The 18,574-nt window shown below is 76.0% G+C and carries 14 protein-coding genes; 7 read left to right on the top strand and 7 right to left on the bottom strand.

The annotated features are described in order from the left end of the window. The first annotated feature begins 32 nt into the window (after positions 1-32). Positions 33-602 (top strand): TetR/AcrR family transcriptional regulator, encoded by a 570-nt coding sequence (locus AC0693_RS33360; protein WP_478803843.1) that lies wholly within the window; start codon positions 33-35, stop codon positions 600-602. 76 nt (positions 603-678) lie between these two features. Here the strand turns inward: AC0693_RS33360 and AC0693_RS33355 are convergent, their stop codons facing one another. Beyond that, complete coding sequence (locus AC0693_RS33355; protein WP_478803842.1) at positions 679-1,941, bottom strand: FAD-dependent monooxygenase; 1,263 nt, start codon at positions 1,939-1,941, stop codon at positions 679-681. A 149-nt stretch (positions 1,942-2,090) separates the two neighbouring features. On the opposite strand from AC0693_RS33355, the gene AC0693_RS33350 reads away from it, so the two are divergent. Beyond that, complete coding sequence (locus AC0693_RS33350) at positions 2,091-2,564, top strand: DUF1772 domain-containing protein (RefSeq protein WP_356407375.1); 474 nt, start codon at positions 2,091-2,093, stop codon at positions 2,562-2,564. 107 nt (positions 2,565-2,671) lie between these two features. Here AC0693_RS33350 and AC0693_RS33345 read toward each other — a convergent pair whose 3' ends face one another. After that, positions 2,672-2,800, bottom strand: coding sequence for a hypothetical protein (locus tag AC0693_RS33345; RefSeq protein WP_356407372.1), 129 nt, complete (start codon positions 2,798-2,800; stop codon positions 2,672-2,674). Between the two features lie 171 nt (positions 2,801-2,971). Here AC0693_RS33345 and AC0693_RS33340 point away from each other — a divergent pair, with 171 nt between their 5' ends. From AC0693_RS33340 to AC0693_RS33320, 5 genes are all read left to right on the top strand, one after another. After that, positions 2,972-3,697, top strand: a complete 726-nt coding sequence (locus tag AC0693_RS33340) for a phosphopantetheine-binding protein (protein WP_469320037.1) — start codon at positions 2,972-2,974, stop codon at positions 3,695-3,697. A 100-nt stretch (positions 3,698-3,797) separates the two neighbouring features. Further along, the gene (locus AC0693_RS33335; RefSeq protein WP_478803841.1) at positions 3,798-6,416 is read left to right on the top strand and encodes a beta-ketoacyl synthase N-terminal-like domain-containing protein; all 2,619 of its coding nucleotides are present in this window, start codon (positions 3,798-3,800) and stop codon (positions 6,414-6,416) included. Further along, positions 6,413-7,273: a 4'-phosphopantetheinyl transferase family protein gene (locus AC0693_RS33330; protein ID WP_478803840.1), complete on the top strand. Its 861-nt coding sequence runs from the start codon at positions 6,413-6,415 to the stop codon at positions 7,271-7,273. Before AC0693_RS33335 ends, AC0693_RS33330 begins: the two co-directional genes overlap by 4 nt. Positions 7,274-7,587: 314 nt before the next feature. Further along, positions 7,588-8,409, top strand: coding sequence for an AfsR/SARP family transcriptional regulator (locus tag AC0693_RS33325; RefSeq protein ID WP_356407360.1), 822 nt, complete (start codon positions 7,588-7,590; stop codon positions 8,407-8,409). A gap of 153 nt (positions 8,410-8,562) precedes the next feature. After that, positions 8,563-9,813 (top strand): AMP-binding protein, encoded by a 1,251-nt coding sequence (locus AC0693_RS33320; protein WP_478803839.1) that lies wholly within the window; start codon positions 8,563-8,565, stop codon positions 9,811-9,813. Between the two features lie 446 nt (positions 9,814-10,259). Here AC0693_RS33320 and AC0693_RS33315 read toward each other — a convergent pair whose 3' ends face one another. The 5 genes from AC0693_RS33315 to AC0693_RS33295 all read right to left on the bottom strand — a co-directional run bounded on the left by AC0693_RS33315 (position 10,260) and on the right by AC0693_RS33295 (position 17,353). Next, entirely contained in the window at positions 10,260-12,476 is a 2,217-nt protein-coding gene (locus AC0693_RS33315) for a condensation domain-containing protein (RefSeq protein WP_478803838.1), read from the bottom strand. Positions 12,477-12,640: 164 nt separating this feature from the next. After that, complete coding sequence (locus AC0693_RS33310; RefSeq protein WP_478803837.1) at positions 12,641-13,558, bottom strand: 4'-phosphopantetheinyl transferase family protein; 918 nt, start codon at positions 13,556-13,558, stop codon at positions 12,641-12,643. Further along, positions 13,555-15,009, bottom strand: coding sequence for a hypothetical protein (locus tag AC0693_RS33305; protein ID WP_478803836.1), 1,455 nt, complete (start codon positions 15,007-15,009; stop codon positions 13,555-13,557). Before AC0693_RS33305 ends, AC0693_RS33310 begins: the two co-directional genes overlap by 4 nt. A gap of 29 nt (positions 15,010-15,038) precedes the next feature. Continuing rightward, positions 15,039-16,001 (bottom strand): aromatase/cyclase, encoded by a 963-nt coding sequence (locus AC0693_RS33300; RefSeq protein WP_478803835.1) that lies wholly within the window; start codon positions 15,999-16,001, stop codon positions 15,039-15,041. A gap of 122 nt (positions 16,002-16,123) precedes the next feature. Further along, positions 16,124-17,353, bottom strand: coding sequence for a helix-turn-helix domain-containing protein (locus AC0693_RS33295; RefSeq protein ID WP_478742775.1), 1,230 nt, complete (start codon positions 17,351-17,353; stop codon positions 16,124-16,126). Positions 17,354-18,574 lie beyond the last annotated feature (1,221 nt).

The following is an 18,574-nucleotide window of genomic DNA, read 5'->3' as shown; positions in this document are numbered from 1 at the left end:
GGGGAAATGCGCACCGCCACAAACTGGCCGGCATGGTGAGGATGAGCGCACAGGAGCGGCGCACGAGCGTGGTGGGGGCGGCGATGCTCGAATTCGCCCGGGGCGGGTACGCCGGCACCTCGACCGGGAGCATCGCCCGGCGCGCGGGGGTGTCCCAGCCGTACCTGTTCCGGCTCTTCCCCGGCAAGCGGGCGCTCTTCCTCGCGGCGGCGACGCGCTGCGTCGCGGACACGGCGGCCCTGTTCGCGGCGGCCGCGCGGGGCCTGACCGGGCAGGAGGCGCTGCGCGCGATGGCGAACGCCTACACCCGGGTCATCGTCGAGGAGCCGGACCGGCTCCGGCTCCAGATGCAGGTGTACGTCGCGGTGGCGGCCGCGGAGGCCGCGGGCGACGCCGCCTTCGGCGAGGCGGTCCGGGCCGAGTGGCTGGCGGTGTGGGACACGGTCCGGGCCGCGCTGAGCGCGGACCCGGACGGGACGACCCGGTTCATGGCGCACGGCATGCTGGTCAACGTGCTGGTCTGCATGGGCTTCCCGGCCGGCCACCCGCTGTGGACCCGGCTGCCGGCGGACGGTCCGGCGGTGCGCGCGCTGCCCGGGTGACGCGGCGCGGGGCCGCCCACCCGGGCTCGGCGGTGCGCAGGGCCGTACGGCGTGCGGCGCCCCCGGGCGTACGGGCCTACTCGGCGCCGGGGGCGGAACTGGCCGCCGGGGTCCGGTCCCGGGCAGGGGTCCGCTCCGGGGTGGCGGGGATCCGGTAGCGCCCGCTCTGCCGGGCCCAGCGGGACCCGTAGGCGACCTGGCCCTGCTCCGCCGCGGCGAAGGCCTTCGTGTTCCAGTTCTTGCGCATGAACGCTTCCCGCACCTTGATCAGCAGCGGGTTCGTCACGGCGCCCATCTTGCCGATCCGCCAGGCGATGTTCTGCAGCGGCGCGGTGCGCTCCCGGCGCTCGCTCTCGTAGCGGCGCAGCGCCTCGACCGGGTCGCCGCCCGCGGCGAGGTGCTCGGTCAGCACGAGGGCGTCCTCCAGGGCCTGGCAGGCGCCCTGTCCGATGTTGAAGGTGATGGGGTGCGCGGCGTCGCCGAGGAGGGTGACGCGGCCCCGGCCCCACTCGCGTTCGGGCTTGCGGCCCTCGACGTCACCGCGCAGGATCCACTCCTCGGGGGTGGCCTTCAGGATGTCCGCGACCGGTCCGCCCCAGCCCGCGTGGCGGCGCAGCAGCATGTCCCGCACGCCGGGCAGGTCACGTCCGCCGGGCGCGCCGTTGGCGACGCTCATCCAGTGGACGAGGCCCGGGGCGACGTCGTAGTAGGTGAAGCGGGTGCCCGGTCCGAACATGGCGTTGAAGGTGCCCGGGGGGATGTCGGCGTGCTCCATCGGTGCCCGGCCGCGCCAGGCGATGTAGCCGCTGTAGCGGTTGTGGGCGGGGCCGAACATGGCGTCCCGGACCGCTCCGTGGATGCCGTCGGCGCCGATCAGCAGGTCGCCGCGCTCGGTGGTGCCGTCGGCGAAGCGGACGGTGACCCCCTCGCTGTCCTGGTCGAAGCCGACGACGTGGGCGCCGGTGCGCACCACGTCGCCGTGGAGGGCGTCGCGCAGGATGCCGTGCAGGACGGAGCGCTCGACGGCGATGGTGGGCGCGCCGTAGCGGGCGACGAAGTCGCCCACGGGCCAGGCGCCGAGGACCTCGCCGCGCCAGGTGCTGAAGTGGGCGGTCTCCTGGGCGGGGGCGATCGCCAGGACCTCCTCGGCCACGCCGAGGTAGTCCAGTGCGAGGACGCCGTTGGTCCAGATGTGCAGACCGGCCCCGCCGTCGCGCAGTTCCTCGGCCCGCTCCAGGACGAGGGGCTCGAAACCGCGCTGCTGGAGGGCGAGGGCCGCGGCGAGGCCGCCGATCCCTCCGCCGGCGATGAGTATGCGACGGGCATGTCCTATGGCCATCTTGTGTGCTCTCCTCGTGGCTGCCCGGACCGGTCCGGGACCGGTCGTGAACTCCCTGGCGGACTAGTGGAGTTGTCAACGCTAGCATTCCAAGCGTCGAACTTGATAGTCTCGGCAGAACATCTAGCGTCGCTACAAAGGTGGTTGTGATGGAAGTCCTCCTGCAAACGCTGGCCGTGATCGCCACCATGGCCAACGCGGTGGTCTACGGCACCGACGTCTTCGGCGCACTCGTCCAGCGCCCGGCCCTCGCCCACGTCGACGACGCGACCCTCACCAGCGTCATGGGCCAGACCCACCGCTTCGGGGACGCCCGGATGGTCGTCCCCGGCGTCACCGGCCTGGTGTCCACGGTGGCCACCGCGGGGCTGGCCGGCTTCGAGGGCAAGCCCGTGGCGTCCATCGCCGCCGGCGTCTCGGCGCTGGCCCTGGTGATCTGGCTCGCCATCTACAACAAGGTGAGCGTGCCCGTGAACAAGGCGCTCACCAGCGCGGCCCTGGAGTGCAAGGTGGCCCCCGACGCCCGCGGCCTCCAGCGCACCTGGGACAGCGTCATCAACGTCCGCGTCCTGCTCCAGGCGGTGGCCCTCGGCGCGATGTGCGTGGTCCTCTCCACCACCTGAGATCCGCTCCGCGGCGCGTACCGGCCCGGTACGGGGGCACGCGAACGGCACGGCGAAGGGGGCCCACCGGCGGGTGGGCCCCCTTCGCCTTCGCCGTGCCGGCGCTCCTACTGGAGGGCGATGTTGCCGAGGACGTCCGCGTCCGTGCTCTCGTCGCCGGCCTCGGTGATCTCGCCGGCGGCGCCCGGGACCACTTCCGACTCGGAACCCGTCACATTCTTCTTCTTGCTCGCCACGATGATGTCTCCTTCAGACGCGGAACACGCACGAATACCCCTTTGAGATTCCCCAGGCCGTCCGGCCGCGTCAAGGCGCTTTCCGCCCGCCCCAGCGCAATTCCAGGGCCCCTCCAGGAAATTGCGGAAAAGTACCCTGGGACCGGGATCCGACACGGGGAGACGCCCATCATGACCACCGCCCCGCACACTCCCGCCGCCGACGTGCTCGCCGAACTCACCGCGGTGCTCGCGGGGATGACCGGCTCCGAGGTGCACGCCGTCGACGCCGAGCGGCCCTTCGGCTTCCTGGGGGTCGACTCCCTGCTGGGCACGCAGTTCCTCGGCGCGCTCGGGGCCCGCTACGGCATCCGGCTCGCGGCCGAAGCGCTGTACGAGCACCGGACCCCGGCGGCCCTCGCCCGGCACATCGCCGGGCTCCTGCACGCCCCGGCCGCCCCGGCGCCGGCCGCGCCCATGACGGCCTGGGCCCCGCTGCGGCCCGTACGGCGCCCGGCCGCGGTCGCCGTGGCCGCCGACCCCGCCGCCCTGACCGGCGTACTGCGCGACCAGCTCGCCCGGATCCTGCGCTGCGCGCCCGAGGACATCGACCCGGGGACCCCGTTCACGATGCTCGGCCTGGACTCCATCCTGGCGGCGGAGTTCGTCGCGGGCATCAACCGGACCTGGGACCTGACCGAACAGACGGCGCTGCTCTACGAACACCCCGACCTCGCGGCGATGGCGGCCTACGTCACCTCCCGCGTGAGCGGCACCCCCGCGCCCGCCCCGGCGCCCGCCGCGCCCGCACCCCCCGCCGCCCAGGGCCCGGGCCTCGACCTGGAAGCACTGCTGGACGCGGTACGGGACGACGTGCTCAGCATCGACGAGGCGGCGGCCCTCCTGGCCGCACGCTGACCCCCGCCGGGCGCCCGGGGGCAGGGGGCGGCGGCTTCCGCACGCCCCGGAACGACCGCACGCACACTCCCCAGGCCGCAGACGAAAGGCACGCCAGGAGATGGAAGACCGGGAAATCCTGACGCGGTTCAAGAGCGGCACCCTGGAGCGCCGACGCGCGGTGGCGCTGCTGACGGGCGGCCAGAGCGCCGCCCGCTCCCCGCAGCCCCGCCCCAGCGTCCCCGAACCGTGCGCGGTCATCGCCCTCCAGGGCCACTTCCCCGGCGCCCCCGACCTGACCGCGTTCTGGCACCGCACGCTGACCCCCACCCCACCCCCGACCCACCCCCCGCACCGGGGCCCCGCCCCGGCGGAGGGCACGGGCGCCGCCGAGGGCACGGGCCGCCAGGCTGAGGGCGCGGAAGCTGCCGAGGGCACGGGCCGCCAGGCCGAGGGCACGGGTGCCGCCGAGGCCACGGGTCCGGCTCGGCACCAGGCCGCTGCTGTTCCGGCCGAAGGCGCGGATCCGACCGAGGGCACGGCTGCCGCCGAGGCCGCGGGTCCGGCTCGGCGCCACGCCGCTGCTGTTCCGGCCGAAGGCGCGGACCCGGCCGAGGGCACCGACCCGGCCTGGCGCCGGGCAGAGGGCACGGGCCCCGCTTGGAGCGAGGCCGAGGGCACGGGCCGCGCCGAAACCCCGGCGCGCGGCACGGTCCCCGCCGCACGGACCGCGCCAGCCCCGGCGGCTCCGGGTGCGCCGGGCGTCCCCGGTGTGCCCGGGATGCCGACCCCGGAGCCCGCGGCCGCAGGCCGCCCCGCACCCCGCCCCGGCCCGCCCGTCGCGAGCGCGGCCCTGGCCGCGACGGGCCGGGTGACGGCCACGAGCCCCCCGCGCCTGGCCGCGGTCCCGGGCACGGACCAGCACCCGTACCCCACCCCGGGCGCAGCCACCGGCCCGGACCCGACCCCGGCCCGCACACCCGGCTCCTCCGGCCGGACCGCGCCTGACCCGGCCGGAGCCACCGGCCCCGCGCCCCACCCCGCCACGGCGGCAAACGCTCCGACCGAAGCCCCGGCAGCGGAACGGGCGGTGGCCGCCTGGACCCCGGCCCAGGACCCGACCCCGGGTCAGGACCCGGCCCCGGCGCAGGGCCCGACCTCCACCCCGGGCGCAGCCACCGGCCCGGACCCGACCCCGGACCAGGACCCGGCCCGGGGGGCCACCGCCCCCCTCGGGCACTTCCTCGACGGAGTCGACCGCTTCGACCCCGACCTCTTCGGCGTCGATCCCGCCACCGCGGCCCGGCTGGACCCCCAGGAGCGGCTGCTGCTGGAGCGGGCCCGGCAGGTGCTGGAGGGCGCCGGGTGCGCCGGGGCCCGGCTGGACGCCCTCGGGTCCCCCGACGGCGCGACCCCGGCCCGCAGCGTCGGCGTGTACACCGCCGTCACCTCCCACGACTACTCCCTGCTGGCCCCCGGCGGGACCCCGCACGGCGACCCGGCCGGCCGGCTCTCCCGGCTGCTGGACCTGCGCGGGCCGAGCCAGAACGTGGACACCGGCGCCTCCTCCTTCCTCACCGCCGTGCACCACGCCCTCGCCGCCCTGCGCGCGGGCGAATGCGCGGCCGCCCTGGTCGGCGCGGCCGAACTGCGGCTGCATCCGGGCCGGTTGGCCACCGGGGACGGTGAGGGCGTGGTGGCGGTGCTCCTCAAACCGCTGTCCGCCGCCCGCGCCGACGGCGACCGGGTCCAGGCCGTGATCCTGTCCAGCGCGGTCGGCCACCCGGGCGGCGGCCCGGCCGCCCCGCTGGGGGAGCGCCTCGTCCAGCGGGCCCTGGCCACCGCCCGGGTCCCCGCCGCCGACGTCGCCGTGACGGAGGACGCCCGCACCGCGGCGGCCTCCGTCGGCCGCGCCGGGGCCGCCACCGGCGCCGCCGCACTGGCCCGCGCGGTCCTCCAGCTCCGCCACGCCACCCTGCTCCCGACCCCACCTCCCGCCGGAGGCAGCGGCGGCCGCGCCCAGCCCGCCCCCTGGCCCGCCGGCCCGCCCCGCCGCGCCCTGGTCTGCGTACACGAGGACGGCGCACCGCAGGCCGTCCTGCTCCTGGAGCAGGCCCCCGCACCCGACCCCGCCCCGGCCCCCCGGACCGCGGACCCCGCCCCCGCCCCCCGGCTCGTCCTGCTGTCGGCGCCCACCCCGGCGCACCTCGGCGCCACCGCCGGGGACCTCGCCCAGTGGCTGACCTCCCCCGCCGGCGCGGCCCGCGGCGCGGTCTGCGGCCTCGACGCAGTGGCGGGCGAACTGCGCACCGGCCGGGCCCCGATGGACTGCCGGCTCGCCGTCGTCGCCACCGACGTGCCCGGCCTCGCCGCGGCCCTGGCCGCCTTCGCCGCGGCGAGCGGCCTCCCGGAAGAGGGCGCCCACCCGGAAGCGGGCGGCCCCCCGTCCGCACCCGCCGTCCGCAGCGCCGACCTGCGCGCCGCGGGCGCCCGCGACCCGCTGCTACTGGGCGCGCTGGACGAGACCCGGGACTACGTCCAGGCCCTCTGGCGGGGCGCCCGGCTCGAACAGCTGGCCCGGCTGTGGCTGGCCGGGGTCGACGTCCTGGTCGCCGACGAGGCCCCCGCGCCCGGCGCGCGCCCCGTCCGCGACCTGCCGCCGACCGCGGCCCGCCCCCGCCCCCACTGGTTCACCACCCCTTCGTATACCGGCGGCGACGAGCAGGGAGGCCTGCGGTGAGCGGCGGCACGAACCGGCAGCAGCTGGTCGAGGCGGCCGCCGCCCAGGGGCCCACCGCCGAGGCGGTCACCCTGTGGCTGTGCCCCAACGACGAGGTCAGTCCGGCCCTCGCGGGCCTGCTGGCCGGGCACTGGCTGGACGCCCACGAGCACAAGACCGCGGGCAAGTTCCTCTTCGAGCGGGACCGCAGCCAGTACCTCATCGCGCACACCCTGGTGCGCCGCGCCCTGTCCCTGGAGGCCGGCCTGGCCGAGGCAGAGCTGGTCATCTGGCGCTCCGCCCGCGGCCGCCCCTTCCTGCGGCCCTCCCCCGACGCCCTGCCGCGCGACGGCGCCCAGCTGGACTTCAACCTCTCCCACGCGGGCGGCTACAACCTGCTCGGCATCGTGCGCCACCAGCGCATCGGCGTGGACGTGGAGCGGATGGACGACCGTGACGCCCAGGCCATCACCACCATCGTGCGCACCTTCGCGCCCGAGGAGCGCGACTGGGTCGACGCACTGCCGCCGGGGCGCGAACGCGACCGGCGCGCGCTGCGCGTCTGGACGCTGAAGGAGGCGTACTCCAAGGCCCGCGGCCTGGGGCTCGGACTGCCCTTCGACAGCTTCGTGTTCACGATGGACGACGAGCGCGGCGTGCGCGCCTTCGCCCCGCCCGAGGACGACAGGGCCCGCCCCTGGTGGTTCATCGAACTGGAGCCGGTCCCCGGTGTGCTGGTCGCCGTCGCGGTACCCGCCGACCCGGGGCAGGACGCGGTGATCCAGCTCAACCACGGCTTCCCCTGGAGCCGCAGCGCCCCGCAGACTTTCCCGCTCCCGGAGCCCGTCGGCGGAATCCCGGCATCCGTTCCCGCGTAACACCCCTCGAATCCTTTGCCGATAATTTGGAAACATTCGCGGATCCTCTCGCACCCCGGAAAGTTGATCTATATCAGCCATCACTTTCCCCCCGAAGATCCGCCAGCAGCGGTATCCAGCCCGGGCTGACCTGCAAAAAGGCCGAATGCGGCCGAATCCTCACCTTTCCCGATCCCCTGCCATGGAAAGGCGCTCAAGGACCACTACAGGAAATAGAGAAAGACCTGCGGCCCCCGCTAGCGTGCCTGGAGCGGGGGCAGATTTCTGCCTACCGGATGGAAAAGACAAGGAACTCGACGAGTACGGAGGAGACCGTGAGGATTCAGGTTCTGGGTCCGTTGAGTGCCGAGGTCAACGGGGGATCCATCGTTCCGACCGCGGGTAAACCACGGCAGGTTCTGTCGCTGCTCGCGCTCTATCCGGGGCGCGTCATGCCGGTTCCCACCCTCATGGAGGAGATCTGGGGGACGCAGCCGCCGCAGAGCGCGCTGACCACCTTGCAGACGTACATCCTCCAGTTGCGCAGACGCCTCGGCACGGCGATGGGACCCGACGCGCCCGGCGGTGCCAAGGAGGTCCTGGCGACCCGGCACGGCGGCTACTTGCTGCAGATCCCGGAAGAGAGCGTCGACGTACACGATTACGAGCGCCTGATCCGCGAGGGCCAGGCGGCCTTCGAGACGGGCGACAGCCAGGTCTCGGCGGCCCGTTTCAAGGCCGCGCTGGACCTGTGGCGCGGACCGGCCCTGGTCGACGTGCGCGTCGGGCCGATCCTCGACATCGAGGTGATGCGCCTGGAGGAGAGCCGGCTCGTCACCGTGGAACGGCGGATCGACGCGGACCTGCGCCTCGGCCGGCACGCCGAACTGATCGCCGAACTGACCGAACTGACCGCGCGCCACCCCCAGCACGAGGGACTGCACTCCCAGGTGATGGTCGCGCTCTACCGCTCGGGCCGGCAGGCCTCGGCCCTGGAGGTGTACCGCAGGCTGCGCATGCGGCTGATCGAGGACCTGGGCGTGGAGCCCTCCCCGCAGTTGCAGCGCCTGCACCAGGCGATGCTGTCCGTGGACCCGCAGCTCGACGTCTTCGCCGGGCCCCGGCACACCTCCACCTTCGACCTCTTCGCGGCCTGAGAGCGCCGCCCCGGAGCCACAGGGGGTGTCCGCCCACCCGAGGCGGCCACCCTCTCGAAGGCCTCTCCAGCCCCGGTCCAGCCGCGACGCGGACAGTGATGGGTCATCACCGGACCGCCGCCTGGAGTGCCGTCCGGAGTCTGGAGGTCGCACGTGCCCGTCCTGAGGTACCTGGAGAACCCGCTCGACGACCTGCTGCGCCGGGCCGCCGCACGCGCCGGTGACGCACCGGCCGTCACCACCGCCCGCACCACCCTCACCTTCGCCGCGCTCGACCGGGAGGCGGACCGGATCGCGCACGCCGTACGCCGCCTCGCGCCCCGGCCCGGCACCGTGGTCGCGGCCGCCGCGAGCCTGGACGCGGTGTTCCCGGCCGTCTACTACGGCACGATCCGCGGCGGCCGTCCGCTGGCCCTGGTCGACCCGGCGGCCGGTCCGGCCGCCCTGCACGAGATCCTCACCACCACCGGGGCCGAAGTCGCCTTCGTGCCCACGGCGCTCGCCGAGCTGCTGGTCGAGCCGGCGGGGCGGCTGCCGCGGCTGCGGACGATCGTGGTGACGGACGCCGTCGGCGAGGCGGCCCCCGGCCCGGCGCTCGCCCTCTCCGCGGCGCTGACCGGAGTACCGGACACCCCCGTGCGGACCGGGCCGCCGGTCGACGTGGACGCCGTGGCCTGCTGGCAGTTCACCCCGCACGCCGGGCCGGGGGGCGGCGCGCTGCGGGCGGTCCCCTTCAGCCACCGCAACCTCATCGCGGGCGCGGCCCAGACCGCCATCGCGCAGGGCCTGGACGCCGCTTCGGTCACCCTGAACCACCTGCCGCACTACCACCCCGCCCACCTCGACGCCGCCGTGCACGCGGGCGCCCGGCAGGTGCTGTGCCAGGACCCGGCACCCTGGGCCGGGATCGCACTGGCCGCCCGGGTGGGCGCGAGCCACTACCACGGCCTCGCGAGCAGGCTGGCCCGGCTGGCCGCCGACCGGCGCTTCGCCCCCGGCCACCCGGACCTGCCCGGCCCGCACCTGCGCGCGGTGCTCTGCGGCGGCACGCCGCTGGAACCGGCGACCGCGCGACGGCTGCGCGACGTGCTGGGCGCGCCGGTCCTCCAGGGGTACGGCCTGAGCGAGGTCTGCACCCTCTCCCACCACCAGACCCCGGGCTCCCGCCCGGACCTGGGCGCGGTCGGCGTCCCCCTGCCGGGCACCGAGTGCCGCGTCGTGACCCCCGCGGGCCGCCGGCCGGTACCGGTGTGGTCGACGGGCGAGGTGGAGATCCGCGGCCCCCAACTCACCGCCGCCCACGCCCCGGACGGCTGGCTCCCCACGGGCGACGCAGGCTACCTGGACGAGGACGGCAGCCTGTACGTAGTAACCCGCCCCAGCCCCTCATCCCCCCACCCCTGACCGACCGCCCCACCAACGCGACCCCGCGAGCCACTCCAGCCCCACCACATCAAGCCCTACCGGAGGCACCCCACACCCCCAACACCCGCAGACACCCACCAACCCCCGCCCTCCCCAGCCCCGCTACACCCAGCACCCAGCACCCAGCACTCGCCACATCCAGCCTCGCCGGCGTTTGAGGCGCCGCCGGAGGCACCCCCACACCCCAACCCCCGCAGACGCACCCACCAACCCCCACCAAACTCAGCCCCGCTACACCCAACACCCAAAACCCAGCCCCCGCCACATCCAGCCCCGCCGGCGTTTGAGGCGCCGCCGGAGGCAACCCCCGCACCCCCAACACCCGCAGACACCCACCAACCCCCACCAAAGTCAGCCCCGCCGGCGTTTGAGGCGCCCCCGGAGGGAACAGGCCGAGAAACGGCCCGCACCCGTACCCGCACCCGCTACCGACTCGGCGCGGAAGCCGGATCCGAAGCCGAACCCGGCGCCGGAGCGGAACCCGAAGCCGAACCCGAAGCCGAACCCGGAGCGGAACCGGACCCCGCCCCCAGCACAAGCGCAAGCGCCCCGGCCGTCCCCTCCGCCCCCGCAACCCCCGTCATCACCACCGTCACCGCCAGATCCCGCACCGGCCCCCCGGCCAGCACCTCCCCCAGCCCCAGCGCCACCCCCGCCCCGGGACCACACCCGCACAGGAACACCCGCCGCCCGGGGGCAAGTACACCCACCAGCTCAGGCGGCACCCCAGCCACACCAGCCACACCAGCCCCCGCCACCCCCACCGGCATCCGCACCTCCACCACCCTCTCCACCCCCCGGTACTCCCGCAGGAACCGCTCACCCACCCCCGCCACCACCCCCGGCACCACCACCAGGCAGATCACGTCGGCCGACGCCCCGCCCGCCCGCAGGACCCGCACGCCGCCCCGCCGCGGCACCGGCGGAGGCGGAGCCACCGCCGGGACCTCGACGTGGGCCAGCAGCGCCAGCGCCTGCCCCACCGTCGTCCCCGGATCCCGATCCGGAGACGGCATCCGAGCCAGCGCACGCAGCAGACCCACGCACTGCCCGAGCGCCGCCGCCGCGTCCTCGTCGGCCAGCCGCGCCCGGTCGTACACCGCGCTGAGGGCCAGCCCCCCGCCCCGCTCGTGCCGCGCGCTCAGCGCGATCGGCAGGCTGGTCCCGCCGCCCGCGGCACGCGGCTCGTCCACGCCGATCCCCTGCGCCTCCAGCTCGGCCCGTACGCCCGGCGGCAGTTCGGGCCGGTGGTCGAAGGAGACGACGGTGTCGGTGAGCCGTTCGCCCTCGCCGCGCCCGATCCACGCCCGGATCCGGTCGCCGGACACCCACGGGTACGCCGCCAGGTCCAGCAGCGCGTCCCGCACCTGCTGGAGCAGCTCGGCCAGCGGCGCCGCCGGATCCACCCGCACCGTCATCGGCAGCGGATGCCCGAGCACCCCGGGGATCCCCGCCGCCCCGGGCAGCGCGATGTCCCGGGGCCCGAGCTGCACCCCGAAGCTCACCCGCCGCGGCCCCGCGGCCCCCGCCGCCCGGTAGAGCAGCAGCGCCCACACCACGTGCAGCGCGCTGCTCTCCCCCGCGCCCCGGGCCGCCGCCCAGGACCGCAGCCCCGAGCTGTAGGGCTCGGCCAGCCGCCCGCGCAGCCGTCCCACACCGCTCTGCCGGGTCTCGGCGCCCCGGCGGCCCACCGCGGTGGCCGCGTGGCGCGGGGGTGCGGTCCGCGTCCACAGTTCGCGCGCACCCTCGGCGCTCTGCCGGGCCAGCCAGCGGGCGTGGTCGCGCAGGTCCGGGCGGCGCTCCCCGCCGGGCAGCACCCCGCCGGCCAGGTAGGCGCGGTAGAACTCGCGCAGCAGGAGGTGGACGCCGCGCTCGTCGAGCAGCGCCCGGTGGTAGGTCAGCAGGACCCGTACGGGCTCCCCCGGCCGCCCGTGCAGCAGGGTGAGTCGCAGCAGCGGCGGCCGGTCCAGGGCGAATCCGTGCAGCCGGTCCGCGGCGAGGAGTTCGGGCCAGCCGCTCTCCCCGCGGGCCCGGTGGACGATGTCGACGTCGGCGCGCGGGTGGAGCACGAGCCGGGCCACCGCCGTCCAGTCGAAGGCGGCCCGCAGCACCGCCTCCCGGTCGGCCACCGACTGCCAGGACGCGGCGAAGCGCGCCCGCTCCAGCGGGCCCGACCAGTTCCAGTACAGCTGCTCGATGTGGGGGTCGGGCTCGCCCTGCCGGGTGACCGACTCCCGAAGCAGGTCCCGCTGGTACCCGGCCAGGGCGAGCGGTTCCCCCGGCCCCGGGTGCGGCCCGAGCAGATCGGCGAGCAGCTCGGCACCCGGCCCGCCACCGGCGTCCGTACCCGTACCCGTACCCGCTCCCGCGCCACCGTCCGCGCCCGTACCCGTACCCGCGCCCCCGCCCCCGCCCCCACTCGGCGCCAGGCGCAGCGTGTGCCGCCCCGGCCCGTGGCACTCCAACGTGACCCGGAACTCCCGGTGCCGCCCGGCGATCCGCGCGGCGAACAGTTCGGCGTCCGCGTCGTCGCGCAGCCCGTGCACGCCGAAGACGAGCGGGGCGCCGGGCTCCGCCCGACCCGCCTCGCGCACCACGACGAGGACCGGCGGCGGCCCCGCGGGGCACGGCACGCCGGTCATCCCCGTCCCGGCTTTCCCCCGGCCGCCACCGGGAGCGGGGGGAGACCCGGGCTATCCGACCCGACCGGCACGACGGCCCCCGACCCACGGACGGTGCGCGGGCTGTGCTTCGGCGAGTTCCCTTGCCTTCACGGCGTACGCCTTCCCTTGGCCCCGGCCGGAGGTTACCGGTCCAAAAAGCGTAGTGGGCCCAGCGGTTCGGGGACCCTTTCCTCGAGCGGACCTGCAGCGCCGCGCGAACCGGTGTCGACCGGCGGCGGCGCCTGCGGTGCCCGCGCCGCCGGGGCGGCCGGCACCCGCCGGTGCGCCTCGCTGACCAGGTAGCGGTCCTGGACGAGGTGCGTGGCGAAGCTCCAGTTCCCGTCCCCGCCCGACGGGCCGCCCGCGTCCCCGGCCGGCCCGTCGGCCAGTACGGGCCGCGTACCCGCCCCGCCGCCGCGCCCCGGCTCGTACCGGAACCCGAAGCCGGCGAAGCTCCGCCGCATCCCGTGCCCGAGCGCCTTGGTGTAGGCCTCCTTCAGCGTCCACATCCGCAGCAGCCGGATCCGGCGCTCCTCTTCGGGCAGGGCGGCCAGTTCCGCGTCCTCAGCCGGGGTGCAGACGTGCTCGCGCAGCAGCTCGAAGGAGACGTCCCGGTCCGCGGGTTCCGCGTCCACCCCGATCGGCCCGGTCCGGCTCACCCCGACCACGATCAGCTCGTCGGTGTGCGCCAGGCTCACCTCCAGCTCGCCGCCGAGCCCGCGCAGGACGGGCCGCCCGCCGGGGCGGTAGCCGAGGTCGAGGCTGCCCACGGGTACGTTCAGCGCGCTCGCGGCGGTGTACTTCACGACCAGCCGGGAGACCGCGAAGCGCATCCGCCCGGCGGCGGTCGGCCCCTGCCGGTAGCGCGGCCAGTCGTGCCCGAGCAGCGGCCGCAGTCCCGGATCGAGCAGCGCGGCCGTCAGCCACTGGCCCCAGGTGGTGCAGACGACCGCCCGGCCGTCGTCGTCGAGCCGGTCGCCCAGCTCGTCCCACGGCCCGTCCGGCCCGGCGACCGCGAGCGGCAGCTGGCCCGGTCCGTCGGCCGGCGTCACGGCGCTCACCACAGCACCCGGGTCGCGTAGAGGTCGCAGTCGACGCCGAGCCGGTCCCGGGCGTCGAGTTCCGCCCACACCCGCTGCTGCGCCTCGATGTCCGCGGGACCGCCCGGGCCGCCCGGGGCGATGCCCAGGCGCGCGGCGATCCGGGTGGCGGCGAGCAGCGACCAGTGTTCGCCGCCCAGGAACAGGCCCCGCCCGGCGGCGGCTCCCTGCACGCCGAGCACGGCGGCCGCCAGGAGCAGCATGGCCTGCCGGTCGGCCAGCGCCCGTACCGCCGGATCGGCGGGGCCCGCGTGCGCGGCCGCCAGGCACGGTCCGTGCAGCGCGCGCTGTTCGCTCACCAGCCGGCCCGCCACCCGGGCCAGCGCCGCCGTCACCGCCCCGCCGCCCGCGACGGCGGTGGAGAGCCGGGCCGCGGCGCCGGTGAGCGCGCCGACCAGGGTGTCGTCGCTGCCGGGCGCCGGGGGCACGCTGCGGGCGGGCATGGCCTCGCCGAGCCGCAAGAGCGCGGCGCCCGTGGTGTCCGCCCGCCGCTCGAAGGCACGGGCCAGCGCGGGCAGTTCCCGTACGAGGTCGCCCTGATGGGCGGCCACGTCGGCCGGCCCGAGCCCGGCCCGGGGGAGGTCCGCGGCCAGTGCGGTCACCAGCCGCCGCTCCAGGGACCCGGCAGGCCGGCCGCATTCACCGAGTACGAGGTCCAGCTCGTCCAGTACCCCGCCCACCACCAGCGCCGTCGCGTAGCCGGCGGCCGCGCGCACGGCCCGCCCGCCGCCGCCGGGCAGCGCGCTCGCCCGCAGCCCCACCGCCACCAGGCTCTCGCAGGCCAGCAGATCGGCGAAGGCCGCGGCCAGCGGGCCGCGCCACTGCCGCACCGCCGGATCGCGCCGGCCTCCTTCGGAGACCAGCCGCGCCGCCGCGCGCAGCACCGTGCCCGTGGCGGCGGTCAGCGCCGCCGGACCCAGCAGCGCGGCGAACTCCGCGGCCCCCGCTGGCACCGGCTCCTCCCGTTCCAGGGCGGCGGCCAGGGCCCGCGCGCCGTGCGCGTGGCCGAGCGCCAGGTCCCGGCGGAACAGCGGGCGCAGCACCCGCGCGAGGTCGTCGGCCGCGGTGAAGCGCCCGCCGTGCGCCGCCGGCAGGCGCTCGGCCCGCGCCGCGGCCTCCACCGCGGCGCGCTGCGCCCCGTCCCGGCCGCGGACACCCGCGCGCAGGCCGTGGAACCCGTACGGGTTCTCCTCGTCGTAGGGGTCGGAGAGCAGCGCCTCCAGCCGCACCGCGCGCAGCGCCACGTCCACGGTGGGCGCGAGGGCGGCGTAGGGGTGCGCGAGCGCGAAGTACCTTCGGCGGTGCGGGCGTTCGGCGAGCCGAGCACCGGCCGGCCCGGTCACGGGCTCCTCGGTCACCGGCGCCTCGGTCACCGCGTCGGTCACCGGCTCGGCGGACCGGGTGGGGGCCATCGGACTGCTCCTTGTCGTCGGTGAGGTCGTCATCGCAGCCTGCGTACGGCGCTCCGGGCGTGCCACGCGGCCAGCTCCAGCACCTCTTCGCTCGCCCGCCCCAGCCAGGCGCGCACGTGGCGGCGGGCCTCGGCGAGGCTCGTCCCCTCGCCCAGCACCCGCCCGACGGCCTCCTCGTCGAGCATCACCTGCTGCGCGCAGACCACGCGGACCCCGTCCTCGTCCGGTACCAGGGACCATTCGCCGCTGAGCGCGGCGATCGGTTCGGGGGTGACCAGCTCCTTGTGGACGATCCGGGCGGCCGAGGGGAAGCACAGCCGCACCGCCCGCGTGGAGACCGTCCGCCCGCCGGGTGCGGCGCAGGTGTCCAGGACCGCGACCTGCACGCCCGGCACGTCCTCGATGACGCTGGACCACTCCACGTGCGGGACGGATTCGCTCCAGTCCCCGATCCGGTAGAGGAAGTCGTAGACCAGCTCGGCGGAGCCGCGGACGTGGATGCTGTCCTCGAAGGAGAACAGCAGCTGGTCCAGCCGCTCCCAGCGTTCGGCGCACTGCTTGAGCTGCGCGAGCTGTGCGTCCAGTTCCGCGTCCCATTCCCGGTGGCTGCGCTCGCTCTCGGCGGCGGGCAGGCCCACGAGGGTGCGGCGCTGGCTCAGGGTCACCAGCGACCGCGTCTCGCCCTTCGGTTCGACCGTCCAGGTGCCGGACACGGGCACGCCGAGGCGGGCGGTGTCCTCCTGCTCGAAGTCGACCGCGCGGGCGTGGGGCCGCAGCACGCGCCGGACGTGGAAGGACCGGACGCGGTCGTCGGCGACGTCCCAGAGCCGCAGCCGTTCGCGCTCGCCGTCGAAGTCCATCCGCTCGACGTGCACGGGGGAGGGCAGCAGGAGGGGCCAGCGCACGGCGTCGGCCAGCAGGCCGTAGACCACGCCGGCCGGAGCGGCCACCCACGCCGTCCGCTCGCTCGCGTGCACACGCTGCGACGACATGAATGCCCCTTTCACCTCTGCGGGTGCCCTCCAGGATGCACACCGCCGCTCGAACCTCCCTCAAGCGGACGGACCGGAGCGCCCCGCCCGGGCGGAGGAGGGGCCCCGCGCACGGGGCCCGCTCAGGCGGAGGCGGCCCGCCCCACCCGGCCGCTCTCGGCCAGCGCATCGGCCAGCATCCGCCAGATCTCGGCGGCCAGGTCGATGTTGGCGTCCTCCTGGGCCTGCTGGGCCAGGGTGCGCAGGCCCTGGATGCCGGCCGGGTCCCCGCCGAGTATCAGCAGCTGGTGGCGGAGCATCTCCAGCCGGACCTGGTCGCGGTACGTCATCCTCGGCGCGTCCCCCGCCAGTTCGCCGAGGAGGGCGCGCGCGTCGTCGTAGCGGGCGGTGGCGAAGGCCAGGTCGGCCTTGAGCGCGGTCAGGTCCTGGCGCAGCGCGGGGGTGCCGACGAAGGCGAGGGCGGCCTCCGCCTCGGCGGCCCGGCGCTGGGCCTGCTCGGGGTCGGCGGGCAGCCGTTGCAGGTGGAGCCGGGCGGCGGCCAGGCGCAGCCGGAGCCACAGCACCAGGTCCTCCTGACTGCTGAAGCGTTCGAGCGCGTCCTCCAGGCAGGCCTGGGCGCCGGGGTAGTCGCCCTGGCGCATCCGGACGGCGGCGGCCGTCCACATGGCCTCCGCCCAGAGGGCGTCCGTACGTCCCTCCACCAGCGCGGTCAGTTCGTCGGCGTGCGCCCGCGCCTCGCCGATGCGGCCGGCCTCGGCCTGGACGGAGATCAGTGCGAGCAGGGCCGTGGCACGGTCCTCCACACCCAGTTTCTCGCCGAGCGCGAGGCGGTGGGCCTCGACGGCGGCGTCGAGGGCCGGGGTGATGTCGCCGAGGGACCGCAGGCAGCGGGCGAGCCGGGTCAGCCCGCGCACGCGCAGCTCGGTGACGCCGACCTCGTCGCCGAGGGCGACGAGCCGGCCGAGCCGTTCGCGCTCGCCGGCGTGGTCGCCCTGGAGCCGGTCGGCCTGGGCGAGCAGCCACAGCGCCTGCCAGCGCAGTACGGGATTCTCGTGGGCCTCGGCGGCCAGGGCCTGGCGCAGCTCCTCGATGGCGTCGCCGGACCCGGTGGAGGCGGCGAGGGTGAGCGCGTGGGCCAGGGATCCGGTGGCGGGTTCCTCGAAGTCCGCGGGTTCCAGGCCGAGTCGGCCCGCGAGGTAGGTGACGGCCCGCTCGGTGGGCTGGCGCGCGCCGGATTCGAGGCGGGAGAGGTAACCGGTGGACATGCCCTCCCCGGCGAGCGCCGTCTGGGACAGGCCCCGGGCCGTCCTCAGCTTCTTCAGGCGGTGTCCGAACGCGGGCTGTCGCAGCATGAGCATCCCTGGGGTGAGCGGGGCAGGAGAGTCGCCGGCAGAACCGCACCGAGCGTAGGCCGCCTGGCAACACGCGGGCAAACCTTTGCCACATCGGGGCGGCTTCTCTCGTCCCGACCTCTCCCGGAGGTCTTCCGTTCCTCGAGCGTTCCTCCAGCGGATCGAGGCAGACTCTCCAGAACCCGGCCCCGCACCCGGCCGGGACCTGCTCTTTTCCGACGCCTGGGGGTCGATGATGAGGCCATCGGTGTGCGCACCACGCGCGGCCGTTCCGGCTGCCGCCTTTCCGCACATCGCAGACGACCCCGTCGACCCGCCCCAGGACCTCCAGTCGGACGACGACATCGGCTGGCCCAAACGCTGACGCCGCACGGCCGGCGACGGAGACGCCGTGCCGCTGCTGATCCGAATCGCCGGAACCCGTGCGCAGCCGGAAGCCGCCGATCACGAAACAGCGCTCACGTCCGAGGACCGCCGCCTACTGAAGCAGCCAGTACAACCCTCGCCAAGCAGAACCAACAACTCCAGCCCCGCCGGCGTTTTTGGCCCCACCCACCCGCACCCCCTGAACGCCCCCCCCGGCCCCCGAACCCCAGGCCGACTCGACTCACCGAACTCCCTCGCACCCTCGGCCCCCCTCAAGCTTCCAGGGCCTCCCCAGCCCCAAACCCTCTCGGCCCCAGCCCCCGGGTCGCTCGGCCCAGCCCCCGAGCCGCTCGGCCGATGGGCCCCCAGGCCTTTCGGTTCAGCCGGGCCACCCGCCCCAGCGAGCCGTTCCAGCCCCGCCGGCGTTTGAGGCGCCGCCAGAGGCCCCACCAACCCGCACGCTCCTGAACAAACCCCCGAACCCCGAACCCCAGGGCCGACTCGGACTCACCGAACTCCCTCGCCCCCTCGGTCCCTCGGCCCCCCTCAACCCCCAGGGCCTCCCCAGCCCCCAAGTCTCTCGGCCCCCAGCCCCGGGCCGCTCGGCCCAACTCCCTGGCCGTTCGGCCGATGGGCCCCAGACCTTTCGGTTCAGACGAGCCACCCGCCCCAGCGAGCAATTCCAGCCCCGCCGGCGTTTGAGGCGCCGCCAGAGGCCCCACCAACCCGCACGCTCCTGAACGAACCCCCGACCCCCGAACCCCAGGGCCGACCGGGGCTCACCGAACTCCCTCGCCCCTCGGCCCCCCTCAAGCTCCCAGGGCCTCCCCAGCCCCAGGTCGTCCCCTCGGCCCA

The sequence above is a fragment of the Streptomyces sp. NPDC043876 genome (assembly GCF_056435825.1).
The sequence above is the reverse complement of the archived record's forward strand: the minus strand, read 5'-3'. Positions and strand labels throughout refer to the sequence as shown.